This window comes from Amycolatopsis iheyensis (assembly GCF_024703995.1).
Classification (GTDB): Bacteria; Actinomycetota; Actinomycetes; order Mycobacteriales; family Pseudonocardiaceae; genus Amycolatopsis; species Amycolatopsis iheyensis.
This window is the reverse complement of sequence record NZ_JAMXQV010000018.1, coordinates 1-25,099: the sequence shown is the minus strand read 5'-3', so window position 1 is coordinate 25,099 and position 25,099 is coordinate 1. Positions and strand designations below refer to the sequence as shown.

At 71.3% G+C, this 25,099-nt stretch carries 22 protein-coding genes; 11 read left to right on the top strand and 11 right to left on the bottom strand.

Annotation, left to right across the window (positions count from 1 at the left end; translation table 11 throughout):
• Positions 1-107 precede the first annotated feature (107 nt).
• The 3 genes from M8542_RS30555 to M8542_RS30545 form a co-directional block, all read right to left on the bottom strand.
• Positions 108-2,102, bottom strand: a complete 1,995-nt coding sequence (locus tag M8542_RS30555) for an SDR family oxidoreductase (protein WP_257923741.1) — start codon at positions 2,100-2,102, stop codon at positions 108-110.
• Between the two features lie 100 nt (positions 2,103-2,202).
• Positions 2,203-2,907 (bottom strand): class F sortase, encoded by a 705-nt coding sequence (locus tag M8542_RS30550; RefSeq protein ID WP_257923901.1) that lies wholly within the window; start codon positions 2,905-2,907, stop codon positions 2,203-2,205.
• 220 nt (positions 2,908-3,127) lie between these two features.
• On the bottom strand, positions 3,128-4,540 hold the full coding sequence (locus M8542_RS30545; RefSeq protein ID WP_257923740.1) for an MSCRAMM family protein: 1,413 nt from the start codon (positions 4,538-4,540) through the stop codon (positions 3,128-3,130).
• A gap of 320 nt (positions 4,541-4,860) precedes the next feature.
• Here M8542_RS30545 and M8542_RS30540 point away from each other — a divergent pair, with 320 nt between their 5' ends.
• Both M8542_RS30540 and M8542_RS30535 read left to right on the top strand, forming a co-directional pair.
• Positions 4,861-5,694 carry a Bax inhibitor-1/YccA family protein gene (locus M8542_RS30540; protein WP_257923739.1) on the top strand — a complete coding sequence of 278 codons (834 nt, stop codon included), beginning with the start codon at positions 4,861-4,863 and terminating at the stop codon, positions 5,692-5,694.
• Between the two features lie 155 nt (positions 5,695-5,849).
• On the top strand, positions 5,850-6,629 hold the full coding sequence (locus M8542_RS30535) for an LppU/SCO3897 family protein (RefSeq protein ID WP_257923738.1): 780 nt from the start codon (positions 5,850-5,852) through the stop codon (positions 6,627-6,629).
• Positions 6,630-6,690: 61 nt separating this feature from the next.
• Here M8542_RS30535 and M8542_RS30530 read toward each other — a convergent pair whose 3' ends face one another.
• Positions 6,691-7,140, bottom strand: a complete 450-nt coding sequence (locus tag M8542_RS30530) for a peptidase inhibitor family I36 protein (protein WP_257923737.1) — start codon at positions 7,138-7,140, stop codon at positions 6,691-6,693.
• 90 nt (positions 7,141-7,230) lie between these two features.
• On the opposite strand from M8542_RS30530, the gene M8542_RS30525 reads away from it, so the two are divergent.
• Both M8542_RS30525 and M8542_RS30520 read left to right on the top strand, forming a co-directional pair.
• Complete coding sequence (locus M8542_RS30525; RefSeq protein WP_257923736.1) at positions 7,231-8,499, top strand: YeeE/YedE family protein; 1,269 nt, start codon at positions 7,231-7,233, stop codon at positions 8,497-8,499.
• Between the two features lie 66 nt (positions 8,500-8,565).
• Positions 8,566-10,092, top strand: a complete 1,527-nt coding sequence (locus tag M8542_RS30520) for a DHA2 family efflux MFS transporter permease subunit (protein ID WP_257923735.1) — start codon at positions 8,566-8,568, stop codon at positions 10,090-10,092.
• Between the two features lie 70 nt (positions 10,093-10,162).
• Here the strand turns inward: M8542_RS30520 and M8542_RS30515 are convergent, their stop codons facing one another.
• A complete protein-coding gene (locus M8542_RS30515; RefSeq protein ID WP_257923734.1) occupies positions 10,163-11,383 on the bottom strand; it encodes an acetyl-CoA C-acetyltransferase in 1,221 nt (406 codons plus the stop codon).
• 115 nt (positions 11,384-11,498) lie between these two features.
• Here M8542_RS30515 and M8542_RS30510 point away from each other — a divergent pair, with 115 nt between their 5' ends.
• From M8542_RS30510 to M8542_RS30485, 6 genes are all read left to right on the top strand, one after another.
• Positions 11,499-12,443 (top strand): pentapeptide repeat-containing protein, encoded by a 945-nt coding sequence (locus tag M8542_RS30510; protein WP_257923733.1) that lies wholly within the window; start codon positions 11,499-11,501, stop codon positions 12,441-12,443.
• 339 nt (positions 12,444-12,782) lie between these two features.
• Positions 12,783-14,153, top strand: coding sequence for a cystathionine beta-synthase (locus tag M8542_RS30505; protein WP_257923732.1), 1,371 nt, complete (start codon positions 12,783-12,785; stop codon positions 14,151-14,153).
• A gap of 128 nt (positions 14,154-14,281) precedes the next feature.
• Positions 14,282-15,817 carry a hypothetical protein gene (locus tag M8542_RS30500; RefSeq protein WP_257923731.1) on the top strand — a complete coding sequence of 512 codons (1,536 nt, stop codon included), beginning with the start codon at positions 14,282-14,284 and terminating at the stop codon, positions 15,815-15,817.
• 410 nt (positions 15,818-16,227) lie between these two features.
• A complete protein-coding gene (locus M8542_RS30495; protein WP_257923730.1) occupies positions 16,228-16,620 on the top strand; it encodes a hypothetical protein in 393 nt (130 codons plus the stop codon).
• 168 nt (positions 16,621-16,788) lie between these two features.
• Positions 16,789-17,238 (top strand): hypothetical protein, encoded by a 450-nt coding sequence (locus M8542_RS30490; RefSeq protein WP_257923729.1) that lies wholly within the window; start codon positions 16,789-16,791, stop codon positions 17,236-17,238.
• Positions 17,239-17,272: 34 nt separating this feature from the next.
• Positions 17,273-18,430: a cystathionine gamma-synthase gene (locus M8542_RS30485; RefSeq protein WP_257923728.1), complete on the top strand. Its 1,158-nt coding sequence runs from the start codon at positions 17,273-17,275 to the stop codon at positions 18,428-18,430.
• 95 nt (positions 18,431-18,525) lie between these two features.
• Here M8542_RS30485 and M8542_RS30480 read toward each other — a convergent pair whose 3' ends face one another.
• Both M8542_RS30480 and M8542_RS30475 read right to left on the bottom strand, forming a co-directional pair.
• Positions 18,526-18,999: a pyridoxamine 5'-phosphate oxidase family protein gene (locus M8542_RS30480; protein WP_257923727.1), complete on the bottom strand. Its 474-nt coding sequence runs from the start codon at positions 18,997-18,999 to the stop codon at positions 18,526-18,528.
• A 75-nt stretch (positions 19,000-19,074) separates the two neighbouring features.
• The gene (locus M8542_RS30475; protein WP_257923726.1) at positions 19,075-19,335 is read right to left on the bottom strand and encodes a hypothetical protein; all 261 of its coding nucleotides are present in this window, start codon (positions 19,333-19,335) and stop codon (positions 19,075-19,077) included.
• A gap of 95 nt (positions 19,336-19,430) precedes the next feature.
• Here M8542_RS30475 and ilvA point away from each other — a divergent pair, with 95 nt between their 5' ends.
• Complete coding sequence (gene ilvA / locus M8542_RS30470) at positions 19,431-20,633, top strand: threonine ammonia-lyase (protein ID WP_257923725.1); 1,203 nt, start codon at positions 19,431-19,433, stop codon at positions 20,631-20,633.
• 46 nt (positions 20,634-20,679) lie between these two features.
• On the opposite strand, the gene M8542_RS30465 is transcribed toward ilvA, so the two are convergent.
• The 4 genes from M8542_RS30465 to M8542_RS30450 all read right to left on the bottom strand — a co-directional run.
• Positions 20,680-21,501, bottom strand: coding sequence for a ferredoxin (locus M8542_RS30465; protein ID WP_257923724.1), 822 nt, complete (start codon positions 21,499-21,501; stop codon positions 20,680-20,682).
• 12 nt (positions 21,502-21,513) lie between these two features.
• Entirely contained in the window at positions 21,514-21,948 is a 435-nt protein-coding gene (locus M8542_RS30460; protein ID WP_257923723.1) for a hypothetical protein, read from the bottom strand.
• Entirely contained in the window at positions 21,948-22,421 is a 474-nt protein-coding gene (locus tag M8542_RS30455) for a hypothetical protein (RefSeq protein WP_257923722.1), read from the bottom strand. The genes M8542_RS30460 and M8542_RS30455 overlap by 1 nt, the downstream gene beginning before the upstream one ends.
• A partial coding sequence (locus M8542_RS30450; RefSeq protein ID WP_504970534.1) for a DUF8616 domain-containing protein occupies positions 22,378-25,099 on the bottom strand: 2,722 nt, incomplete at its 5' end. The genes M8542_RS30455 and M8542_RS30450, both read right to left, overlap by 44 nt.

Genomic DNA, 25,099 nt, shown 5'->3' with positions numbered 1-25,099 from the left:
CGTACCCGGGCACCGTCCGCTTACGCCCTTCGGCTTAACAAATCACCAACACGTGTCGCGGTTCCGGCGGCGAGTCGCCGGAACGGCCGTACCCGGAAAACGCTGAGTCACCAGTGAAAGCCACGGGACAGCCGCGCGAGCGCCATCGCCGCGCGCGAGAGGTGTTTCTCGCCACGCCCGATCTTGAGCCCGCCCGAACCACCCGCCGCGGCCGAGTCCGGGAAGATCCGGAAACCCTGGTACGCGACGGCGTCGGTGAGGCCCGGCGTGAGCGTGTAGGCCAGCCCGATCGCCTGCCCGGCCGGCGTCCCGATGTGCTTGGGCCGCTCGACCAGCGCCGTCATGACCATGTCCGCCGCCTGCTCCGGCGACTTCGTCGGGAACGCGTCGTAGATCTTCGTCGGCCGGATCATCGGCGTGCGCACCAGCGGCATGTGGATGGTGGTGAACGTGATCCCGTCGCCGTGCGTCTCGGTCGCCGCGATCCGCGAGAAGTAGTCCAGCGCCGCCTTCGACGCCGCGTACGCCGAGAAGCGCGGCGCGATGCCCTGCACGCCGATCGACGACACGTTCACGATGTGCCCGAACTTCCGCTCCGACATGTGCGGCAGCACCGCGAGGATCAGCCGGACCGCGCCGAAGTAGTTGATCGCCATCGCGCGCTCGTAGTCGTGCATCCGGTCGTAGGACAGCTTGATCGACCGGCGGATCGACCGGCCGGCGTTGTTGACCAGCATGTCGATCCGGCCATGCTCGGCCAGCATCGCGTCGACGGCCTTGCGCACCGAGTCCTCGTCGGTCAGGTCGGCCGGGTAGACCGACGCCGTGCCGCCGGCGGCGACGATCTCGTCGCGGACCTCTTCCAGCTCGTGCCGGCGCCGTGCGACGAGCAACGGCACCCCGCCCGCGGCGGCGACCTTCAACGCCGCCGCGCGCCCGATGCCCGACGACGCGCCGGTGATGATCACGCGGCGGCCGTCGAGCTCACCGCGCGGCCCGTGCTTGCGCGCGCGGAACGGGTCGAGGTGCTCACGCCAGTAGCGCCACAGCGTCGGCGCGTACTCCTCCAGCCGCGGCACGTCGACGTTGCCGGCGAGGGCCTTGCGCGTCTCGGCCGAGGAGAACACCGACGGGAACGCCATGGTCTCCAGCAGCACCGGCGGGATGCCGAAGCGCTCCATGACGGCGTCGCGGGCGATGGTGACGCCGGGGATGTGCTCGGTCAGCTTGACCAGCCCGACGATCCGCTTCGACAGGCCTTCGCCGAGCTGCGCGGTGATCGTCGGCGCGCCCGCGGCCTTCGCGAAGGCGTTGTAGACGGAGACGACCGGCTGCGGCTCGGGGTTGACGAGGTGGAAGGCGCGGCCGTCGAGACCCGGCTTGACCACCAGCTCCAGCAGCGCCTTCGCGACGTAGTCGACCGGGACGATGTTGGTGTCGCCGAGGTCCGGCCCGACGATCGGCAGCACGTCCGGCAGCCCGGCGAGCCGGTTGATCGCGGGGAAGAGGTAGTACGGGCCGTCGATCTTGTCCATCTCGCCGGTCTCGGAGTGCCCGACGACGACGGCCGGCCGGTACACCCGCCACGGCACCTCGTCCTGCTCGCGGACGATCTTCTCGGCCTCGAACTTCGTCCGGTGGTACGGCGTGACGAGCCGCTGCCCGGCGTCGAACATCTCCTCGGTGAAGATGCCTTCGTGGTCACCCGCGACGGCGACCGACGACACGTGGTGCAGGCAGCCGGCCCGCAGGTCGGCGGCGAGGTCGACGACGGCGCGCGTGCCGTCCACGTTGGCCTTGATGCTTTCGTCGTCGTCGGCGGTGAGGTCGTAGAGCGCGGCGAGGTGGACGACGTGGTCGACGTGCCCGCGCAGCTCGCCGCGGTCCTCTTCGGACACGCCGAGCAGCGGTTCCCCGAGGTCGCCGGTGACCAGCGTGACGCGGTCGGAGTGCGGCCACTGGTCGACGAGTGCGGCCAGCCGGGCCTTGCTCGACGCGCGGACCAGCAGCGCGACGCGGTCGTCTTCGGGGCGGGAGAGCAGCAGCCGGGTGAACTGGCGCCCGATCAGTCCGGTCGCCCCGGTCACCAAGAACGTCGCCATCGTCTTCTCACCTCTCGCCGCATCGCCTGACCCTGGGCATTCTGCTGCATATGGCCGTCAGTGACCACCGTGGCGGGACGTGAAGTTACTCACGGGTAACTTAGGCGGGGTCCGCGATGACGACGCGGTTCTCCTCGTAGCCGTCCGAGCCGCCGACCCAGCGGCCACCGCACGTCACCAGCACGACGCGGTGCGGGCCGGACTGGCCGAAGAGGTCGTCGGCGCGCGCGGGCAGGTCGTCCTTGTGCACGGTGACCAGCTGGGAGATCCGGTAGCGCCAGGTCTTGCCCGCACTGTCCACAATGGTCACGTCGGCGCCGGCCCGGTCGGCCCACAGCTCCGCGAACGGGCCGGTGGCGCCCCGCCAGTTCACGTGCCCGGCGAAGACACTGGCCCCACCGGCGGCGTCGAGGTCGGCGCCCCACCAGGTCGCCTGCCCGAGGTCGGCCGGGATCGGGAGTTCGCCGCCGGGGCCGAGGTCCTCGCGGACGAGGGTCGCGGTGCCGCCGCCGGGCAGCCGGACGGTGCCGCGTGGCTGGGGTGGCGGAGGTGGCGGCTTCGTTGTGGTTGACGACGGCGTGGCGGCGGCGGGGGCCGCGGGCGCGGTGGTCGTGGTGGTGGGGACCGGCGGCGCGGCTTTGGGTGCGGCGGCCCCCGCGGCGGGGACGGCGGTGCCGGCCACGACCGCGACGGGCGGTGAGGTGAGCGCGGAGGAGCCGAACTGGGCGGCGAGCACGGTCACGACCCCGAGGGCGAAGCCGACGAGGAGCCGGGCGCGGCCGGCTTTCGGAGCGGGTCGGCGGATGTCCTTTGGGCCGGTTTGCCGGGGGTTGCCGCCCGGCCCGCCTTCGGCGGCCAGCCAGGTGTCGTCGGGTGGCCGGGCGTCATCGATCTGCCAGACCCCGTCTTCCCCATGCCCGCCACCCTCAGCAGCCGGCCAGGCGTCACCGACCTGCCGGTCGCCGTGCTGCCACTCGTCGACGAACCAGCTGTCGTCCTGCCAGTCCCTCCGCGCCATGCCGCTCCTACCGCCGCGAAGCCCGCCGCGCGGCGAAGCCGACCAGGCCGGCGCCCAGCAGCACCAGCAACCCGAGCCCGGCCAGCCCCGGCGCCGAATAACTCGTCTCCACCACCCCGCGTGCCTGCGCCACCGGCCGATCGCCCGCCGGGATCGCGCGGGGGACCTCGTTCGGCTTGTTCGACACCGTCAGCGCCAGCGTCTCGCCCGGCTTCACCATGCCGCACGCCGACGGCGGGTTCGCCGGGTCGTACGCGTTCGTGTAGCCCGGTGGCGGGCTCGCCTCCACCACGCAGATCTCCTGCGGCGCACGCAGGTTCTCGACCGTCACGGCGCCGGTCGCGCCGTCGGTGGTCACCACGGCCGGCTTGCCGTCGGCGCCGACGAGCGGCTTGCCGTCCTGGGCCAGCGCGGCCGCCGTCTTGTCCTTGCCCGTGATGCGCAGGACCGCGCCGCCGACACCCTTGCCCGTGTTCGCGTCGGTCTTCGTCACCTGCGCCCGGCCCGGCTTGGCGACGTTCACGACACCCTGCGCCGTCAGCTCCTTCTCCCCGCCGGTGGAGACGACGCGCTGCTTCGCCGTGTCGACCGGCACCCGCACGTACGGCCGGTCGGCCGGCGCGGACAGCGACGCCACCAGCTTCGGCCGCGCGCCGTCCGGCGTCAGCTTCACGCGCACCGTGCCGTCCGCGTCGGTCGTGAGCGAGGCCCCGCCGCCCGGCGGGCTCGCGTTCCCGGCGGTGGCGGTGTCGCCGAGCGTCCCGTCGGTCGCCGTCAGCTTCACCGGGACGTCGGGGACGCCCTTGCCCTTGGCGTTCGTCACGGTGACCGTCCACTCGGCGGCCTCGCCCGGGTACTGCGGCGCCTTCGGCGTGGTCACCGACGCGGTCCACGGGCCGCGGTTGGTCTCGGCCTCGGTCCGCAGCCGCTCGACGGCCGCCCGGGCGCCGGCCGGCAGGTTCGCCAGGTGCCGCGGCGCGTCGTAGGCGATCTTGTCCGGCGGCAGGGACGCGACGAGGTCGGCGGGTGTGCGCGGCGCCGCCGTCCAGGAGTGCAGCAGGTGCGCGAGCGCGGCCGCGTCGTCCGGCTCCTTCGTGCCGCCGTAGCGCAGCAGCAGGTACGAGATGTTCGCCGCCTGGTCGGCGGGGAGCTTCGTGCCCCACTTCGTGAGCAGCTCGTCGCCCGGCTTGTACACCTCGCCGGTGTCGGGCGCGGTGAGCTGGAAGCTCACGCAGAAGACCTGCTGCCCGCCGACGACGTAGGACCCCAGCCAGTCCTGGCCCGTGCCGGGCTGTCCCTCGATGAGGTGACCGATGCCACGCTGGGAGTCCGCGGACGCCGCGGGCGCCACCGACAGCAGGCCCAGCAGCGCGGTGGCGACCAGGCCGACGAGCGCGCGCGAGCGGGTTGACCACCTCATGGTGTGCAGGCCCCTCCGTCGGGACGTGCGGCGACGCCGGTGCGTCTCCGCAGGTCACACGATTGATCAACTCCCCGACGCGCGTTCGGTGAACGTCCGGACACGCCAGGTGAGCGTCGCTCGAACCGGGTTGGGCTGTCTACCGCTCTTCGGGTGGCTGCGGCTGAACGGTCGTGCGCCCGCTCGCCTACCGTGTCCGACGTGGCCGGTGGCCCGCCGTCGAGTAAAGTCGTCTTTACTCGACGGGAACCGTGCGTGCCCGGCGGTCGTTGAACCCGATGCAGCGTCGATCCACGAAGCAGCAGATCCAGGAGGATCAGGTGCGTTCCAGTAGCAACCCGGCGTTCCGCAACCTGCCCCGAGGCGGAACCCAGACGTATGGGCAGTACGGGCCCCCGGTGGGCTTCGACCAGACCCAGGGCGGCGCGCCCGGGTACGGCCCCGGGCAGGTCACCTCCGGCGAGGGCGACCGCCCGATGACCGTGGACGACGTCGTCATCAAGACCGGCATGAGCCTCGGCGTCGCGCTCGTCGTCGGCATCATCACCGGGATCTGGGCCCAGACCTCCATCGCCGAGACCGGCCGGCTCCCCGGCGCGCTGATCGGCGCGATGATCGGCGGCCTGGTCGTCGGGCTCGTCATCTCGCTGGTGATCATCTTCAAGCAGAAGCCGAGCGGCCCGCTGACGCTGGCCTACTCCGCCGCCGAAGGCCTCTTCCTCGGCGCGCTGAGCGGCGTGTTCGAAGCGGTCTACCACGGCATCGCGCTGCAGGCGATCATCGGCACCGCCGGCGTCTTCATCGGGATGCTGGTGGTCTACAAGACCGGCGCGGTCAAGGTCACGCCGAAGCTGACCAAGTGGATCGTCGGCGCCGTGGTCGGTGTCGCGGTCCTGATGCTGTTCAACCTGATCGCGTCGCTGGCCTTCGACTTCAACCCGCTGCGCGGCGGCGGCCCGCTCGCGATCGTCTTCAGCATCGTCTGCATCGGCATCGCGGCCTTCAGCTTCCTGCTCGACTTCGACCAGGCCGACCGGATGATCCGCGCCGGCATGCCGTCGAAGTGGGCCTGGTACACCGCGTTCGGCCTGATGACCACGCTGGTCTGGCTGTACCTGGAGATCCTGCGGCTGCTGTCCTACCTTCGTGAGTAGCTTGGCTCACAGTCTCTCAGTGAAGGCGCTCCGTAATCAACGGGGCGCCTTTTCTGTGGGTAATTAGTGCATATGAGGACCCCGCTGCGGTCCGTGCTCACCCTGCGTGTTTGATGTGCCGGTCGGTTCTTCATTTCACATGTGTGAGGTTCACAGTGAGCGTTCCCCCTCCGGCCCCCGGGGGCCAGCAGCCGGTGGGTCAGCCCGATCCGTACGGACCGCCTCCGGGCGGCCAGCCGCAGCAGTTCGGCCAGCCGGGACAGTTCGGCGCCGCGCCCGGGACCCCGCCGCAGGGCCAGCCGGGACAGTTCGGTGCCCCGCCGCAGGGTCAGCCCGGCCAGTTCGGCCCGCCGCCCGGCCAGTTCCCGCCGCCCGGCCAGCCCGGCTTCCCGCCGGCGCCGCCCGCGCCGCCGAAGAAGTCGATGGCCGCCCGGCTGATCGTCGGCGCGATCGGCGCGATCGTGGTCATCGGCCTCGTGATCGTGGGGATCGTCTCCTTCGCGCAGTCGCCGGCCACCTCGAACGCGGGTGACTGCCTGAGCATCACCGAGTTCACCCGGGGCGGCGACGACCCGGCGAAGGCCGACTGCAACGACCCGAAGGCCAACGTCAAGATCGGCGCGAAGCTCGAGAGCTCCAGCGACGAGTGCCCGGGCGGCTCCGAAGCCGGCTACGACACGTACTCGGTCAGTGGCCGCAGCTCGTACAAGCTGTGCCTGATGATCAACGCCAAGCAAGGTGACTGCCTGGCCAACTTCTCGTCGAAGACCAAGGGCTACCAGAAGGTCGCGTGCACCGACCCGACCAAGGACGCCGAGCTCGTAAAGGTCGTCGAAGGCCAGGCGAGCGAGAGTGTCTGCGAGGGCACCGAAGCCACCCGCGTCGCGATCTACCCGGAGCCGGCGACGACGATGTGCGTCAAGACGGCTGACTGATTCGGCTGTGGGGGAATCCTCGCGGAGGATGCCCCCACAGCTTCAGTCACGTCGTTTGCGTTCAGGGAGAAATGGCGTCGATGGTCCAGCCCTGTGGGGTGAAGATCGCTCCAGGAAACACCACTGCCGAGTCGCCCGTGCAGTTGTTGTACTTCCACACCCGGACGGCCTGACTTTGGCGGTTGTACGCGAGCTGATATTCGGCCGTGTCAATGCACTTGAGCGGGCGCCCGATCGTAGAGCTATCCGGGTAGCCGGTGCCGTCAGCGAAATGCCACATGCAGAATCTGCTCTCAGAACAGAGATTGACCGATTCCGTTCCTGCTTGTGCGGTTGCTGCGGTCATTGTGAAAATCGATACCGCCGCAGCAGCAATCGCCGCGACGCGGCGAAGATTGGAATTCATCCACCCTCGTTTCGATCCTGGGTCATTCAGATCAAGATCGAATCTAAGGTTGTTCAGCGTCTCTCCGTAACTGCCGAACGGGTGATAGCGGCCGGATTGCTCCATTCGTCCCACACTGTGCGACGGGCTGCGACAAGCCGATCACCGGACCTAACGTTGCTCGTCCTGCTCCGCCCACCCAAGCCTGGAGTACTGGTGGCGACGACCGAATCCCCTGCCGGTGAAAAGAAGTTCCTCGAGTTCCCCACGTCCTGCGCCGCACCCGTGCCGAAGCCGGAAGAGCCCGTCCGCGTGGTGCCGCTGGCGGTCGCCGGTGTGCTCTCCGTCGGCCTGACCTGGTACGTCTGGGCGAGCCAAGGCGCCAAGTTCGGCGTCCTGCTGCTGCTCGGCCTGGGGCTCGGGCTCGCGCTGTTCCACTCGCGGTTCGGCTTCACCTCGGCGTGGCGGCAGCTGATCGCCGTCGGCAACGGCCAGGGCCTGCGTGCCCACACCCTCCTGCTGGGCACCGCCGCGACGCTGATCGCGCTGATCGCCGGCACCGGCGCCGGGCTCTTCGGCAGCAAACCGGCGCCGACGGCCAGCCCGCTCGGGCTCGCCCTCTTCGTCGGCGCGACGCTTTTCGCGATCGGCATGCAGCTCGGCGGCGCGTGCGCGTCCGGGACGCTGTTCGCGGTCGGCTCCGGCCAGTCCACGATCGTCCTGACCCTCGGCGGGTTCATCACCGGTTCCGTGCTCTACACCTGGGCCTACCCGCTGCTCAACGGCTGGCCGGCCTTCCCGGGTGTGCTGCTGGCCGACCACGTCGGCTGGTTCGGCTCGTGGGCGATCACGATCGCCGTGCTCGCCGGGATCGTGCTGGTCACCCGGGCAGTGCAGCGCCGCCGCACGCCGCCGCCGGTGGACGTCGTGCCGACCGCGCGCGGGTTCGCGCGGATCTTCCGCGGCTCGTGGCCGGTGCTTGTCGGCGCGGTCGTGCTCGGCGTGCTGGCCGGCGCGGTCTTCCTGGTCTCCGGCGGGATCTGGGGCGTCACGAGCGCGTTCGCCTTGTGGGGCGCGAAGATCCTGCAGGTGTTCGGGCTGCACCCCGAGTCGTGGGAGTTCTGGCAGCAGAAGGCCAACGCGACGTCGCTGGCCGGGCCGATCTGGCAGGACAAGACCAGCCTCACCGACATCGGGATCATGATCGGCGCCGCGGTGGCCGCCGCGGCCGCGGGCGCGTGGAAGATCCACAGCTCGATCCCGTGGCGCACGGCCGTCGCCGCGATCCTCGGCGGGATCATGATGGGGGTCGGCGCGCGGATGGCGGGCGGCTGCAACATCGGCGCGTACCTCGGCGGGATCTCCACCGGCAGCCTGCACGGCTGGCTGTGGGGCGCGTTCGCGCTCGGCGGCACGTGGCTCGGCCTCAAGCTGCGCCCGCTGTTCGGGCTCGCGAACCCGGAGCCGGCCGACAGCATCTGCTGAGCCGTTTTTGTCGGAGCCCCCCGGTACTCTCGCGGACAATCGACGAAACCGGGGGGACTTCTCCTTATGACCACGCAAAGAACCGGCTCGGCGCCGAACAGTGACGCGCTCGACGCCGGGGTGCTGAAAGTGGCCTCCGTGGTCGTCCTGGGCGCCATCATGGCGATCCTGGACACCACGGTGGTCAACGTCGCGCTGCAGAAGCTGACGATCGAGTTCTCGACGTCGTTCGACGTCATCCAGTGGGTCGCCACCGGCTACCTGCTGGCGCTGGCCACCGTCATCCCGGTCACCGGCTGGGCGTCCGAGAAGTTCGGCACCAAACGGCTCTACATGGTCGCGATCGTGCTGTTCCTGGCCGGCTCCATGCTGGCGGGCCTGGCCTGGAACATCGAAACGCTGATCCTCTTCCGCGTCCTGCAGGGCTTCGGCGGCGGCATGCTGATGCCGTGCGGGATGACGATCCTGACCCGCGCGGCGGGTCCGCAGCGGCTCGGGCGCGTGATGGCGGTGCTGGGCGTGCCGATGCTGCTCGGCCCGATCGGCGGCCCGATCCTCGGCGGCTGGCTGGTCGACGCCGTGAGCTGGCGCTGGATCTTCTTCATCAACGTGCCGATCGGCGTCGTCACGCTGCTGCTGTCGTGGCGGCTGCTGCCGAAGGACGAGCCGGAGGCCACCGCGCCGTTCGACTTCGCGGGCATGCTGATGGTGTCGCCGGGGCTGGCCGCGTTGATCTTCGGCGTCTCGAAGATCCCGTCGGCGGGCGGGATCGGCGCGGTCGAGGTGTGGCTGCCGGCGGTCGCCGGGCTGGCGCTGCTGGTGGCGTTCGTGCTGCGCGCGCTGCGCGTGCCGAACCCGCTGGTGGACCTGCGGCTGTTCAAGAACCGCGCGTTCACCGTGGCGATGGTGACGATGTCGCTGTTCTTCGTCGCGTTCCTCGGCGGGATGATGCTGCTGCCGACCTACTTCCTGCTGGTGCGCGGCGAAACGACGCTGCACGCGGGGCTGTTGCTGGCGCCGCAGGGCTTCGGCGCGATGCTCACGATGCCGGTCGCCGGCCGGCTGGCCGACAAGGTGGGCGCGCGCAAGATCGTGCTGCCGGGCATGGTGCTGATCGTCGGCTCGATGGCGGTGCTGACGCAGGTCACGGCGACCACGTCGTACTGGACGCTGCTCTCGGCGCTGTTCGTGATGGGCCTCGGCATGGGCTGCACGATGATGCCGATCACGACGTCGGCCCTGCAGACGCTGCGGCCGGCGGACATGGCCCGCGCGTCCACGGCGACGAACATCGTCCAGCAGACGGCGGGCGCGATCGGCTCGGCGGTGATGGCGACGATCCTGGCGGCGCTGCTGGCGGGCAAGTTCGGCGTCCCGACGGCCCAGGGCCAGCTGGCGGCCACGGCGGCGATCCTGAACCCGGCGTCACACGAGGCGGCCACGGGCCTGGCGGCCGACGCGTTCTCGACGACGTTCGTCTGGTCGCTGGTGCTGGTGGTGCTGTGCGTGATCCCGGCACTGTTCCTGCCGAAGACGAAACCGGCCGCCCCGGCGGAAGGCGAGGTGGCCGCCCCACCGGCAATGGTCCACTAGCGGGGTCTGCCGTGGCTGTCGTGAGTGGTTAGGGCGGTTAGAACCGCCCTAACCACTCACGAGGCCGAGGTCAGGAGAGGCGTTCGATGATCAGCGCCATGCCCTGGCCGCCGCCGACGCACATCGTCTCCAGGCCGAACTGCTTGTCGTGGTGCTGCAGGGAGTTGATCAGCGTCGACGTGATGCGCGCGCCGGTCATGCCGAACGGGTGGCCCACCGCGATCGCGCCGCCGTTGACGTTCAGGCGGTCCAGGTCGATGCCCAGGTCGCGGTACGACGGGATGACCTGCGCGGCGAACGCCTCGTTGATCTCCACCAGGTCGATGTCGCCGATCGACAGCCCGGCACGCGAAAGCGCCTGCTTGGACGCCTCCACCGGGCCGTAGCCCATGATCTCCGGCGAAAGGCCCGTCACGCCGGTCGACACGATCCGCGCCAGCGGCGTCAGGCCCAGCTCGCGGGCCTTGGTGTCGGACATGATGACCAGCGCCGCGGCGCCGTCGTTGAGCGCGCAGCAGTTGCCCGCCGTGACGCGGCCGTCGGGACGGAACACCGGCTTGAGCCCCGAGACGCCTTCGATGGTGACGCCGGCGCGCGGGCCGTCGTCCTTCGAGACGACCGTGCCGTCCGCGAGCGTCACCGGGGTGATGTCCTTGGCCCAGAAGCCGTCGGCGATGGCCTTCTCCGCCAGGTTCTGCGAGCGGACGCCGAACTCGTCCATGTCCTCGCGCGTGACGCCCTTGAGCCGCGCCAGGTTCTCCGCGGTCTGGCCCATCGCGATGTAGACGTCGGGGACGTTGCCGTCGCCGCGCGGGTCGGTCCAGCTGTCGGTGCCCGACTCGGCGGTCGCGGCGGTGCGCTGCTCGGCGTCGGCGAACAGCGGGTTGTGCGTGTCCGGCCACGAGTCCGAGCTGCCCTTGGCGAACCGCGAGACGGTCTCGACGCCGGCCGAGATGAAGACGTCGCCCTCGCCGGCCTTGATCGCGTGGAACGCCATCCGGGTGGTCTGCAGGCTGGACGAGCAGTACCGCGTGATGGTGCAGCCGGGCAGGTGGTCGTACCCGAGCTCGACGGCGACGGCGCGGCCCATGTTGAACCCGGACTCGCCGCCCGGCAGGCCGCAGCCCAGCATCAGGTCGTCGATGTCGGCGGGGTCCAGCTCCGGCACCTTGGCCAGCGCCGCCTGGACCATCTGCACGGTCAGGTCGTCGGGCCGCATGCTGACCAGCGAACCCTTCCCGGCGCGGCCGATCGGCGAGCGGGCGGTGGAGACGATGACAGCTTCAGGCATGACGTGACACATCCTCGTATCGCGAGCTAAGCGGTTGCTCACATACTGCCGCGCCGACGCCCGCGGGCAAAGTCGAACGCGACCAATGCAACACCCGGCTGGCAGGATCACCGGGGTGGGGACGGACGCGCGGGTGCTGCGGACCAGGACGATCCTGCTGTGGGGAGCCGGCCTGCTGATGGTCGCCGCGGTGTCGGCGACCCTGCTGCTGAGCCTCCTGGGCGGTGGCCGCCCGGAGGACTCCGCGCGGCTCGACGCCCTGAAGACCGCCGCCAACATCGTCGTCGGCACCGGGGGTGCCGCCGCCCTGCTGCTCGCCGCGCGCCGGCAGCGCTCGGCCGAACTGGACCTCGTGCAGAAGGACCACGACGCCACCGAACGCCGGGTCACCGAGATCTACGGCAAGGCCGCCGACCAGCTCGGCAGCGACAAGGCCCCGGTCCGGCTCGCCGGGCTGTACGCCCTCGAGCGGCTGGCCGGCGGGTACGCCGAGCATCGGCAGACGATCGTCAACGTCCTCTGCGCCTACCTGCGGATGCCCTTCGACGACCACGCGACGAACCTCGAGGAGCTGCAGGTCCGCAAGACCGCCCAGCGGATCATCCGGCAGCACCTGCGACCCGGCCCGCCCGGCGAGCCGGACACCGGCTTCTGGCCCGGCGTCGACCTCGACTTCTCCGGGGCGACGCTGGTCGGGCTGAACCTCACGCACTGCGTGATCCGTTCGATCACCTGCTACGAGACGCGGTTCTCCGACCTGACCTCCTTCCGCGGCTCCGAATTCCTCGGCAAAGCGGACTTCAACAAAGCGACCTTCGAGAACCGCGTCGATTTCCGTGGTGTCGAATTCGTCGACGGGTCCGAAACGTTCAACGGCGCCGTCTTCGCGGGTCCGGTCGATTTCGGCGTGAAGTCCGTCGCCCGGCTCGCCGGCGCCGAAGCCCAACAGGGTTTCCCGAGGACCTGGCCGAACGGCTGGGAAGAACGCCCGATCGCCGAACGGTCGGGTTGGTCACAATTGACACGAAAGGATGAGCCGGGGCAACCGGAGCGCCGATAGAATCGTCGAACGAAGACAAGATCGCCATTCCTGACCTGGGAGGTGAACTGGCGATGACAATCGGACGGGCCGCCTGCGGGGCGTCCCTGGCCCTGCGGATGGGGTGTCGGCGCGGTGTCGGCGCCGGGTGGAACCTCCGGGACGGGATGACGGATCGGCGTGCGGCGGCCCTCGGGCCGGCTCCGGCGTAGACGCGCGGCTTGGTGGCCGCCTCCGGTCTTCGCCGGACGGCCCGACCTCGCGGTTCGCGGCCCGCCATCACCGACGCGCACCCGGGGGCCCACCCGGGTCCCCGCACGAGTGGACAACCCGACCGGTCCGCCGTTTAGGCTGGCGGTCGTGGAGTACGCAGAGCACATCGCAGACCTCGTGGGCAACACCCCGCTGGTCAAGCTGAACTCGTTGACCAAGGGGCTCAAGCCGCTCGTGCTGGCCAAGGTCGAGTACCTGAACCCGGGTGGCTCGGTCAAGGACCGCATCGCGTTGCGCATGATCGAGGCCGCGGAGCGCTCCGGCGAGCTGCGCCCGGGCGGCACGATCGTGGAGCCGACGTCCGGCAACACCGGCGTCGGCCTGGCCATGGTCGCCCAGCGCAAGGGCTACCAGTGCGTGTTCGTCTGCCCGGACAAGGTCAGCGAGGACAAGCGCAACGTCCTCAAGGCCTACGGCGCCCGCGTCGTGGTCTGCCCGACCGCGGTCGCGCCCGAGCACCCGGACTCCTACTACAACGTCTCCGACCGCCTGGTCCGCGAGATCGACGGCGCCTGGAAGCCCAACCAGTACGCCAACCCGCAGAACCCCGAGAGCCACTACCTCTCCACCGGCCCGGAGCTGTGGACGCAGACCGAAGGCAAGATCACGCACTTCGTCGCGGGCGTCGGCACCGGCGGCACCATCTCCGGCACCGGCAAGTACCTCAAGGAGGTCAGCGACGGCCGCGTGCAGGTGGTCGGCGCGGACCCGGAGGGCTCGGTCTACTCCGGCGGCAGCGGCCGGCCGTACCTGGTCGAGGGCGTCGGCGAGGACTTCTGGCCGGACACCTACGACCGCAACATCGCCGACGAGATCATCCCGGTCTCCGACGCCGACTCCTTCCAGGTCACCCGCCGCCTCGCGCTCGAGGAGGGCCTGCTGGTCGGCGGCTCCTGCGGGATGGCCGTCGCCGCCGCGCTGAAGCTCGCCGAGCGGCTGACCGAGGACGACGTCGTGGTCGTGCTGCTGCCCGACGGCGGCCGCGGCTACATGACGAAGGTCTTCAACGACACCTGGATGTCCTCCTACGGCTTCCTGCCGCCCGACTCCTCCGGCGCGACGGTCGCCGACGTGCTCACCAAGAAGAGCGGGCACCTGCCGGCGCTGGTGCACTCGCACCCGAACGAGACCGTCGCCGAGGCCGTCGCGATCCTGGCGGAGTTCGCCGTCAGCCAGATGCCCGTGGTCAGCGCGGAGCCGCCGGTGATGGCGGCCGAGGTCGTCGGCGCGGTCAACGAGCGCGACCTGCTCGACGCGCTGTTCACCGGCAAGGCGCAGCTGGCCGACCGGCTCGAGCGGCACATGTCCCCGCCGCTGCCGACGATCGGCGGCGGTGAGCAGGTCGGGGCCGCGATGACGGCGCTCGAGGGCGCCGACGGGGCGCTCGTGCTGATCGACGGCAAGCCCGCCGGGGTCGTCACCCGGCACGACCTGCTGGGCTTCCTGGCCGGGCGCTGAACAACGGCTGAGAAGTGTCTTAATCGGCGGACCCGGCAGGGGCGTTACGAGCGCCCTGCCGGGTGATCCGATAGCGTGGGCGCGAGTAGAACACTTTCGCGTCCTCGTCAAGGGGGTTCAAGACCCACATGAGTGCACCGCAGCCACCGAACCAGCCGTGGGGTGGCGGCCAGCCACCTCAAGGCCCGCCGAGTGGCCCCCAGCCGCAGCAGGACCCGTTCGGCAGCCCCGAGCCGACCCAGGTCGTGCAACCACAAGCCCCCGGTTCCCCGTTCGGGGACACGCCGGAGCCGACCCAGGTCGTGCAGCCGGTCCAGCCGGGTGACGGCGGGGCGGGCGCGACCCAGATGATGAACCCGGCCGACGCGAACGCGACCCAGATGGTGAACCCGGCCGGCGGCGGCGACGCCCCGGTCGCGGACTCCACGCAGCTGGTCCCGCCGGGTTCCCAGCCGCCCGCGATCCCGTACACCCCGCCGCCGAGCGCGGCCGACAACCCGGCCGCGGCGTTCGGCCAGCAGCCGGGTGGCTTCGGCCAGCCGGGGCAGCCCGGTCAGCCGGGCCAGCCGGGCGGGTTCGGGCAGCAGCCGGGTGGCTACGGCCAGCCCCCGCAGGGCTTCGGCGGCCCCGGCTTCGGCGGCCCACCGCAGCCCGGGTTCGGCGCCCCGCCGCCGCAGTTCGGCGGACCGGCCGCGGGCGGCAACGGCCTGTTCGGCTACATCGCCGGCGGCGTCGTCGCCCTGCTCGGCCTGATCGCGCTGATCATCTCGTTCAGTTACATGGGCGACGCGAGCGACTACTCGAAGATCTTCGACCTCGCCCCGGACCAGGCGGCGATCGACAAGGTCCTCGACGCGGCCGGCATCATCGGCCCGGGCACGCTCTGGTTCTACGTGATCATGGTCCTGGTGGGCTCGCTGATCTCCCTCGCCGGCGGCGTCGGGCTCGCGCTCGCGGGCAAGCTCGGCGGGATCAAGAAGTTCGTCCCGATCGTGGTCGTCGTGGGCGGCGCGCTGCTCGTGCTCTTCGCGCTGCTGATCAAGATCGGCATGACGCCGAACGCCCAGACGCTCGCGCAGGCGTCCGCGTCCGAGAAGGACACGTTCGGCATCGGGCTCCCGCCACTGATCCTCGGCGTGCTCATCCTCATCGTCGGCGTGCTCGGGCTCCTGCCGCCGACCCAGCAGTTCGTCGGCCTCGGTGGCGGCGGCGCGGCCGGCTCGCAGCCGGGCTTCGGCGGCCCGCAGGGCTTCGGTGGCCCGCAGCAGCCGGGCGGGTTCGGCCAGCCGGGGCAGCCCGGTCCGCCGCCGGGCTTCGGGCAGCCGGGGCAGCCCGGCCCGGGTGGGTTCGGCGACCCGGGTCAGCAGGGTGGGTTCGGCCAGCCGCCGCAGGGCTACCCGCAGCAGCCGGGCCAGGGCTACGGCCCGCCGCCGGGCTACGGCCAGCCGGGTGGTCCCAACCCCTCGAGCGGCGGGTTCCCGCAGCCGTCGAGCGGGGGCTTCCCGCAGCCGGGCCAGCCGCCGCAGCAGGGCGGCTACGGCCAGCCGGGCCAGGGCTACCCGCAGCAGCCGGGTCAGCCGCCGCACGGCTACGGCCAGCAGCCGGGCCAGCAGGGCCCGCCGAGCGGCGGGTTCGGCCAGCCGCCGCAGCAACAGCAGTGGTGAACCAGTCTCGAGAAGACAGCGTGCCCCGGAGCCCATTCGGCTCCGGGGCACGCTGCATTTATAGCCGAATACGCACTTGTCCTTTTCGGACAATTAACGAGCAGCACGGCCGCGCGGATCGCATGACATGATTTCTGCCGCTACCGCACAAAAATGATCTTGGGTTCCGCCGTCCGGCCGAATTCCGTTCCCTTTCGGGTTCAGTTTCCCCTTTCCGGACTAGGGTGAGCGCCGTCGTCCCGCGCTCTGCTGATGGGGGAGTTGTGACCGGTTCGCTCGGCTACCCGGTGTCGCATTCGCATTCGTATTCATCGGTTCGGCCGTCCGGAGTAACGGCGGTTCTCGCCGGCGCGCTCGGACTACCGGCCGCGGTCGCCGCGGGATATGTGCCGGTCAAGATCTTCCTCGACATGCCGGCCGAATTCAGCCTCGGCGCGCTCCCCGGCCTGGTGCTGGCCGACCTCGCGGGCTACCTCGTCGCGGGACTGGTGCTGCTGCTCGGTTCGCTGGCGACGTTCTTCCGCGCGACGGCCGGCGCGGTCCTGCTCGGCCTGGGCGCGCTGCTGGCCATCGGCGCCCTGCTGGTCGAGCCGGTGTCGGTCGGGGTGCCGCTGGCCCGCTTCACCGACGCGATGTTCACCCACGGCGGCTTCGCCATGGTCGACCGGGTCGCGCTCGCCGGGCTGGCGGTGCTCGTGCTGGTGCTGGCGTTCCTGCCGCCCACGTTCCGGTACCTGCGCTACCGGACGCCGGCGCTGCCCGTCTTCTCCGGCCAGGGCGCGTATTCGTCCCGGAGCTGGTGAGTCCCGCCGGCGGTGCGCGGCCGGCCCGACTTCGCCGGAGGCGATCTTCGCGCTGCCGGCGCTGACGGTCGGCACGCTGCTGCTCGCCCCCACCGGCGCCGCACGGCCATCAGCCCTATCCTCGGCACCCGACCCGCCCCACTCCCGGGGCGGCCGACCCCCGGGCTGGTGAAGCGCTTGATCGCGACCGAACGCCGGACGGCGCTCGCCGCCGCCGTGCTCGCGCTGCTCGGTGGGCTGGTCTACCTGACCGGGCTCTGCCTGGACGCGGTCGCGCTGCTGAGCTTTCCGGACGACGCCGGCCGTGTCGGCCTGCACGCGGCGGTCGACCTGGTGCTCGTGTCGGCGTTGCTGCCCGGCGGCGTCCTGCTGCTGCGGCGCGAGCCCCTCGGCCGGATCGGCTGCATCGCCGGCAGCTGCGCGGCGATGCTCGCGACGCTGACCTCGACGCTCCTCGCGGCCGCCGGCGTCACCTTCACCGACTTCGGCCCGAGCGGGCTGGCCGTCGGCGGGCTGGGCGCGCTGGCGCTCGTCGTGCCGCCCGCCGTCGTCACCCTGGCCCTCGCCGCGTCCGGACCGGCGGCGCGCTGGTGCGGTGCTGAGATCCATCCCACCTGACGGGAATGTCGGGGCCGGCCCGTACGCTTAGCCAATGGTGGACGACTACTCCGTACTGGGTTTCGAGACTCGCGCGATCCACGCCGGTCAGAAGCCAGACCCCCGCACCGGCGCGGTGATCGTGCCGATCTACCAGACCTCGACCTACGCGCAGGACGGCGTGGGCGGGACCCGCGAGGGCGACTACGAGTACTCGCGCACCGCGAACCCGACCCGTTCGGCGCTGGAGGAGGCGCTGGCCTCGCTGGAAGGCGGCCGGCACGCGCTGGCCTTCGCGTCCGGCATGGCCGCGTCCGACGTGGTGCTGCGCAGTACCCTGCGCCCCGGTGACCACCTCGTGCTCGGCAACGACGCCTACGGTGGCACGTTCCGCCTGATCGACAAGGTGCTCAGCCTGTGGGGCGTCGAGCACACCGTCGCCAACCTGGCGGACCTCGACGACGTCCGCGCGGCCATCCGCCCCGAGACGAAGCTGATCTGGTGCGAGACGCCGACCAACCCGCTGCTCGGCATCGCCGACATCGCGGCGCTGGCCGGGGTCGCGCACGAGGCCGGCGCCCGCCTGGTGGTCGACAACACCTTCGCGACGCCGTACCTGCAGAACCCGCTCTCGCTGGGCGCGGACATCGTGCTGCACTCGACGACGAAGTACCTCGGTGGCCACTCCGACGTCGTCGGCGGCGCGGTGATCACCAACGAGGACGAGCTGCGTGAGCAGTTCTTCTTCCTGCGCAACTCCGCCGGCGCCGTGCCGGGGCCGTTCGACGCGTGGCTGACCCTGCGCGGCATCAAGACGCTGGCCCTGCGCATGGAGCGGCACAGCGACAACGCCGAGCTGATCGTCCAGGCGCTGCTCAAGCACCCGAAGGTGGCGAAGGTCTACTACCCGGGCCTTCCGGAGCACCCGGGCCACGAGACGGCGGCGAAGCAGATGCGCCGCTTCGGCGGGATGATCTCGTTCAGCCATGCCGACGGCGAGCAGGCGGCCCTGGAGGTCGCTTCGCGCACGAAGCTGTTCATCCTGGCCGAGTCCCTCGGCGGCATCGAGTCCCTGATCGAGCACCCGGGCAAGATGACGCACGCGAGCACGGCGGGCTCGACGCTGCAGGTCCCGGCGGACCTGCTGCGCCTGTCGGTCGGCATCGAAGACGGCCGTGACCTGGTCGCGGACCTCCTGGAAGCCCTCGGCTGAGTCTCAAGCACCCCAATGTGGCCTTCGGTGCGTCAGACGCACCGAAGGCCACATTGGGTGCGTCTGACGCAACCAAGGCCACATTGGGGCGCTTGTCAGCTTGCGCTCAGGTCGAGGCCGCCGCCGTAGAGGCGCTCCACCCGGAGCGTGATCACCACGCGGCGGTCCTCGACCATGTTCTTCAGGAACGCGGCCTCGTCGCCAGGGTCGGTGAACGGCGCCTGCATCGCGAGCAGCGCCCGCCCGGTCTCGTCACCGGGCACCGAGCTGACCGGCGACACCGAGCCGGCCCCCTCCGCGACCGCGAACGACAGCTGGTCCGCGCTGCTGACGTACAGCGACGCGCGCGGGTTGTGCGCGAGCTGACGGACCTTCGCGCGCCCCAGCGTCGACCCGATGCGCACCACACGCTCGGCCGGGTCCCAGGCGTACGCCACAGTCGACAGGTGCGGGTGGCCGGCCCGGTTGACGGTCGCCAGCGCGCCCAGGTCGTGCGTCGCGAGCAGGTCGCTCAGCGCTTCTTCGGTCGGCTTGGCGGGACCTGGGCCACGGCCTGGTTCGAAACTCATGCCGTGATCATCGAGGACGCGCACACACCGCGGAAGAAGGCACTTTCCTGTGCCGGAGGAACACGGGAGTAACCCTCAGGGGTTGTAGTTGCCGCCCGCGCGGGGAGTGCCGGTGGCCGGCAGGGTCGAGCCGTCCACGCAGCCGCCGACCAGCTCGACGTGGCTGTCGTGGCGGATGTACTGCGCCGGCGCGCCGCACGAGGCGCTGTCGACCGTGAAGTACGCCGCGCCGGTGAGCGCGGCCGCCGAGGCGACGCCGATCACCAGGGGGAGGAGGCCGGCGGAGCGGGTGGCGCGCGCCCGTCGAGCGGCGTTCGCGTCGTTCCCCCGTGCCATGGTCGCTCCTCGTTCACCGCGTGTTGACACGGCCCAGGGTACCCGGGTCCCGGTCCGGTCAACCTGTGGATCTCCTGAGTGGCATCATCCGGCTCATGGAACTCGTCACCATCGAGCGGATCCAGGCCGCCCGCGAACTCCTCACCGGAGTGACCCGGGTGACGCCGATGGAGCACGCGCGCGACCTGCGCCGGCTCCACGGCGGTCCGGTGCACCTGAAGTGCGAAAACCTGCAGCGCACGGGGTCGTTCAAGATCCGCGGCGCCTACACGCGCATCCACGGCCTCAGCGAAGCCGAACGCGCGCGCGGCGTCGTCGCGGCCAGCGCCGGCAACCACGCGCAGGGCGTCGCGCTCGCGTCGTCGCTGCTCGGCGCTAAGTCCACCGTCTTCATGCCGCTGCGGGCCCCGCTGCCGAAGCTGGCGGCCACCCGCGGTTACGGCGCCGACGTGCACCTGCACGGCGCCCTGCTCGAGGAGACGCTCGCCGCTGCCGTCGAGTTCGGGGAACGGACCGGCGCGGTGTTCATCCACCCCTTCGACCACGCCGACGTCATCGCCGGCCAGGGCACGGTCGGCCTCGAGATCCTCGACCAGACACCCGGGGTGAAGACCATCCTGGTCGCCACCGGCGGCGGCGGGCTGGTCGGCGGGGTCGCGTCCGCGGTGAAGGCGGTGCGCCCGGACGTCCGGGTCGTCGGCGTCCAGGCCGAGGAAGCCGCCGCGTACCCGCCGTCGCTGGCCGCGGGCGCGCCGGTGCGGCTGGGCTCGACCTCGACGATGGCCGACGGGATCGCGGTCGGCGAGCCGGGCCTGGTCAGCTTCGCCCACGTCGAGTCGCTGGTCGACGACGTCGTGACGGTGTCCGAAGAGTCCCTTTCCCGCGCGGTGCTGCTGTGCCTGGAGCGGCGGAAGCTGGTGGTCGAGCCCGCCGGCGCGGCGACGGTCGCGGCGCTGCTGCAGCACCCCGGCGCGTTCGAGCCGCCGGTCGTCGCGATCCTCTCGGGCGGCAACGTCGACCCGGTGCTGCTCCTGCAGATCATCCAGCACGGCATGACCGCGGGCGGCCGCTACCTGCGGCTCCACCTGCGGGTGCCGGACCGCCCGGGGTCGCTGGTGGGCGTGCTTTCGCGCGTCAGCGAACTGGGCGCGAACGTGCTCGACGTCGAGCACTCGCGGATTTCGGGCACGCTCGACCTCGGCGAGGCGGACATCGTGCTGGCGCTGGAAACCCGCGGTCCCGAGCACTGCAAGGACGTCGAGCGTGCGTTGATGGAAGCGGGTTACACCGTCGTCTGACTCGTCTTCCGAGGGTTCCGGGTGGCGGAGCCCGAAGGCCCGGAGGTCACAGCTCCTCGCCGGTGATGGCGGCCAGAGCGAGGTCCTTGGCCGGCTCCGACACCTCCGAAGGCGCGGTGAAGCGCCGGGCGCGGATGTGGGCGACCAGGTCCGGGTCCGGCGGCACACCGTGCTCGCGCAGGTAGTACGCAACCGCGCCCGGCCAGGCCCACGCGCCGTCGGTGCGGAAGTTCATCGGCACCGCGTCCGCGCGGTCGGGGGCGAAGGCGTCCGGGCCGTTGCTGCGCGAGGCCAGGATGACCGGCGCCGCGTCGAGGTACGCCAGCACCCGCTCGGCCTCGGCCGGGATCAGCGGCCGGCGCCGGATCAGCGGCTTGCCCGCGGCGTCGAGGCCGTCGTAGATCCGCGGGGTGCGGATCTCGCCGTCCGAAACCGGCGGTTGCAGGCCGGCCCGCTCCCGCAGCCAGGCCGGGATGTGCTCGTCCGCGCGCGGGAAGAACCGCAGCTCGTCCTGGAAGCCGATGGGCGGCGGCTGCTGCCGGAACGGCGGTTCCAGGTCGGGCCGCACGAAGTCGACGTCCGGGGCCTGGCCCGGCTCGAACACGAGGATCGCGCCCAGCCAGGTGCCGAGGCCGGGCTGGTACATGCCCGAGCGCAGCACGCCGAGCAGCCGCACCGCTTCCGGGTGCGGCTGGCCCGGGCGGGGCACGCCGTCCGGCCCGGTCACCAGCAGGTCGGCTTCGACGTGCCGCCCGGCGGCGCGGTACTCGACGCGCAGCTGCCGCCACCCCGGCGGCACCTGGGACGTCAGCACCACGGCGATCTGCCGGACGATCTCCTGCTGCGGCGGCACCGGCGGCTGGCTCATCTGCCTCTCCCGTCAGTCACTGGCCAAGCGGCGCTGGAGCCACTCCGGGACGTTCTCCCGCGGGTACTTCTCGGCTTCGGCGACGAAGAAGTCGCGGGACGGGACGTGGTCCCAGTCCGGCTCGCCGTCCCAGTCGTACTCGGCGTTGTAGCGGCCGGGGTGCACCAGGTGGTAGCGCAGCGACGTCCAGGCGCCCTCGCCCGGGCGCGCCATGTCGTCCTTCAGCTCGACGAAGAACTCGGCGACCCCCGGCGGCGGCGTCCAGTCGTACCCGCCGCCGAGCACGGTGATGATCTGCGCCGGCAGCTCGACGTACCCGCCGACCGACCGGAAGGTGAGGAACAGCTGGTCCCAGTCCGACGGCACGGAGTGGATCATCCAGGTGGTGAAGTCCTTGAGCAGCTCGTGAGCCTGCGCCGTGTTCAGCGGCATCCGGGGCATGGGCATTACTTCTGCTCCTCACCGTTCGCCGCGGCGAGCTTTTCCCGCAGCCAGCCGGGAACGTGCTCGGGCTCCCGCGGGAACATCTTCAGGTCCTCGGCGTAGTCCTCGGGCTTCATCTGCGGGGTCAGCCGGGGTTCGTAGTCGTAGTTGTAGTTGTAGAAGATCGCGCCGGGCGGGTTCATCGAGACGCGCGCGGAGAACCACGCGCCGCGCCCCGGCTGGTAGGTCAGCGTCCGCAGCTTCGCGAGGACGACGTTCAGCTCGTGCGGCGGCCGGACCTCCGGCCGCGAGCCGTCGTCCATGATCACGGTCAACCCGAGGTCCTGCACCGGCACGGTCATCGAGCTGACGAGGTCGATCCGTCGCCAGCCCGTCTCCGGCGCCAGGTCCAGCAGCGCGATGCCGAGTTGCTGGATCAGGTCCTCGTGGCTTTCACCGCCGGAAGTCGCGGGGCCAGAGGGGGGTGTTGTGGTCACCGGGGAAACTCCTGACATTGACGGTGATTCGGCCTTGCTCGTCCACGCCGTAGGAACGGTAGTGGCGGGTGTGCGGGTCGTCGATGTCCGGGTCCCGCGCCGGCATGATGTCCTCGTGGTCGACCGCGTCGAGGTTCTCGTCGCGGGTGCGTTCCATCTGGTACCAGCTGTCATCGGTGTCGTAGGTGCCTTCGAGCTCCTTCGAGCCGGCGTTGGAGTTGTCGATGCGGCCTTCCGTCGACTGGTTGATCGACTCGCCGCCCTTGCCGATCGCGGTGCCGCCGTGGTGGCCGCCGTCGTCGATGTTCTTGCCGGCCGCGTCCTTCCCGCCGAGGGCGCCGACTTCCGCCTGGGCCTTCTCGTCGCGGCGGATCTGGCTGGCGCCGGCGGCGTCCGGCGGGCCCGAAGTGGCCACGGTGTTGCCGCGGGTGTCGGTGCGGTGCACGTCGCCTTCGGTGATGCGGGTGCTGCCGTCGGGGTTGTGCACCTCGAGGCCGTGGTCGACCCGCACGGTCGCGCCGGGCGGCGGGTAGTTCAGGTCGGCGTTGGTCGGCTGGAACGTGTGGACGTGGGTGACCTTGCCGTCCGGTCCGGTCTGCACCGTCGAGTACGGGAAACCCTCGCTGTCGACGACGTGGATCCGGGTGTTCGGCGGCAGGTCGGTCCGGGTGACCAGCGGGCTGCCCTGCTTGCCGCTGACCGGGTCCGTGACGGCCTTGACCTGCTGGTCGCTCAAGCCGTCGGCGTTGCCGTCGAGGAAGCCGGGGTTCTTCTCGTGGTGGGAGAAGGTGACTTCCCGGTCGGGCTGGGGCCAGGAGTCCTGGACGTCCTTGGCCTTGCCGGTGCCGTAGAAGCCGTCCTGGGTGACGTGGACGCCGTCCGGTGCCTTGGCGATCTCGGGGTTGACCCGGGACCGCTGCCCGGTCGTGGTGTCGACCTGCGTGATGTTGCCGTGTTCGTCGGTGTAGAACGAGCCGCGCGACTGACCGTGCCGGTCGGTGACCTGGTGCTCGCGCTCGGGCGCCAGCGTCGAGTTGCCGTGCTCGTCGACGTGGTTCTGCCGGTTGAACGCCTCGTTCTGCCGCACCGCGCCTTCGTGCACGACGGCCTCGCCGGAGGTGTGCGGCTCCCGCCAGTTCGCCGCGTGCTCGGGCCTGCCGTCCGCGCCGACGTGGTACTCCTGGTAGTTCGGCCCGCGGTCGACGCGGTAGTTGCCGTTCGCCACCGGGTGGTCGAGGTCCGGGTTGGGCCGGTCGGGGGTGCCTTCGTGGGTGTCGACCCACTTGACCTTGCCCTCGCCGTCGGTCTGGAAGCTGCCGCGCGGGTTCCCTTCGGCGTCGGTGACGTGGTAGCGGGTGTCCGGCTCCAGGTCCGTCCGCGCGCTGAACGGCTTGTCGGCCGCCGGCGCCTTCGGGTCGCCTGGGCCGACGTGCGTGTGGGTGGCGGGTTCCGGCGGTGTCGTGACGTGGTCGGTGCGGGTGACGTCCTGCTTGCCGTGCACGGTCTGGACGTCCTGGTGCGTGACGGTCCGGACCTGGCCGTCGGGCCCGGTCGGGTAGATGTCGTGGCGGTTGCCGACCTGCACCCGGTAGTCGGCGTTGGGCACCGGCCGGGCGACCTCGGGGTTGCCGCCGTGCAGCGTGTTCGGCGCGTGCGCGTCCACATGGGTCACAGTGCCGTGCTTGTCGGTGTAGATCCGCGTGCGCACGTTGCCGTCGGGATCGACGACGTTGTACCGGGTGTTCGGCTCGAGCTTCGGCGGCGGGTTGTCGAAGAAGCTCTCACCGGCGCCCAGGCGGACGTCCTCGCCGGGCGGCGTGAAGTTCGTCGGCTCGTGCCAGCGCCCTTCGATCTGGTGCTGCGGGTTGAGATCGTCGCCATCACCGCGGTGTCGAGCGCTGTCGGCGTCGACGTCGTGCGGCTCGCCGTGGTGGCTCTCCGGCGCGAAGCCGTCGTCGCCCGCGCGGTGCGTCGAACCGTCCGGGTGATGGGTGTTCCACTCGCCGTCCGGCGGGATGCGGGGCCGCATCTTGCCGTCCGGGCCGATCTCGTAGTCGGAGGAGAAGACACGGCCGTGCGAGTCGGTCCAGGCGGGCTTCGTCGGCGCCATGACTTCGGTGTCGAGCTCCCGCGAAAGCCGGTGCGCGAAGTCGTTGGAGCCGGCGTCACAGCCGATCAGCCGGATCGGGCGGCCGTCGTAGTCGGCGTTGCGGCGCAGGACGTCCGCGAACTCTTCGGGCGTGTAGAGCCGGTCACCGATGCGGGCGTGCCCGTCGGGCGTGACGTGCACGTCGACGGTGTAGCGGCCGTCCGGGTCGGGCTGGACGCGGTGCGGCAGGTCGCCCATGTCGGGGTCGCCGGCGTGGTAGGAGCTGCCGGACGGGGTGCTTTCGGAGTGCCGGGCGTTGACCTCGTCCGGGGGGAGCGGCTCGTTGTGGTGCGGGGGGCCGCCGTCCGGGTCGCTGTGGCCGTTCTCGTGGGGCGCGCTTTCGTGCGGGCCGTTCTCGTGGGGGCCGTGGGGGCCGCCGTCGGGGCCGTGCGGGTGGCCGGGGCCGGTGTGCCCGGGGCCTCCGCCGGGCCGGGTGCCGGGACCGTGCGCGCCCGGCCGGGTGTCGGGGGCGTGCGTGCCGGGCCCGAACCCGCGGGCCGCGGGGGCCGGGGTGTCCGGACCGCCGACG

Coding starts and splice junctions, on each gene's coding strand:
- M8542_RS30555 (WP_257923741.1), bottom strand. CDS start 2,102: ATGGCGACGTTCTTGGTGACCGGGGCGACCGGACTGATCGGGCGCCAG.
- M8542_RS30545 (WP_257923740.1), bottom strand. CDS start 4,540: ATGAGGTGGTCAACCCGCTCGCGCGCGCTCGTCGGCCTGGTCGCCACC.
- M8542_RS30530 (WP_257923737.1), bottom strand. CDS start 7,140: ATGGAGCAATCCGGCCGCTATCACCCGTTCGGCAGTTACGGAGAGACG.
- M8542_RS30520 (WP_257923735.1), top strand. CDS start 8,566: ATGACCACGCAAAGAACCGGCTCGGCGCCGAACAGTGACGCGCTCGAC.
- M8542_RS30515 (WP_257923734.1), bottom strand. CDS start 11,383: ATGCCTGAAGCTGTCATCGTCTCCACCGCCCGCTCGCCGATCGGCCGC.
- M8542_RS30500 (WP_257923731.1), top strand. CDS start 14,282: ATGAGTGCACCGCAGCCACCGAACCAGCCGTGGGGTGGCGGCCAGCCA.
- M8542_RS30495 (WP_257923730.1), top strand. CDS start 16,228: ATGCCGGCCGAATTCAGCCTCGGCGCGCTCCCCGGCCTGGTGCTGGCC.
- M8542_RS30485 (WP_257923728.1), top strand. CDS start 17,273: ATGGTGGACGACTACTCCGTACTGGGTTTCGAGACTCGCGCGATCCAC.
- M8542_RS30480 (WP_257923727.1), bottom strand. CDS start 18,999: ATGAGTTTCGAACCAGGCCGTGGCCCAGGTCCCGCCAAGCCGACCGAA.
- M8542_RS30475 (WP_257923726.1), bottom strand. CDS start 19,335: ATGGCACGGGGGAACGACGCGAACGCCGCTCGACGGGCGCGCGCCACC.
- ilvA (WP_257923725.1), top strand. CDS start 19,431: ATGGAACTCGTCACCATCGAGCGGATCCAGGCCGCCCGCGAACTCCTC.
- M8542_RS30465 (WP_257923724.1), bottom strand. CDS start 21,501: ATGAGCCAGCCGCCGGTGCCGCCGCAGCAGGAGATCGTCCGGCAGATC.
- M8542_RS30460 (WP_257923723.1), bottom strand. CDS start 21,948: ATGCCCATGCCCCGGATGCCGCTGAACACGGCGCAGGCTCACGAGCTG.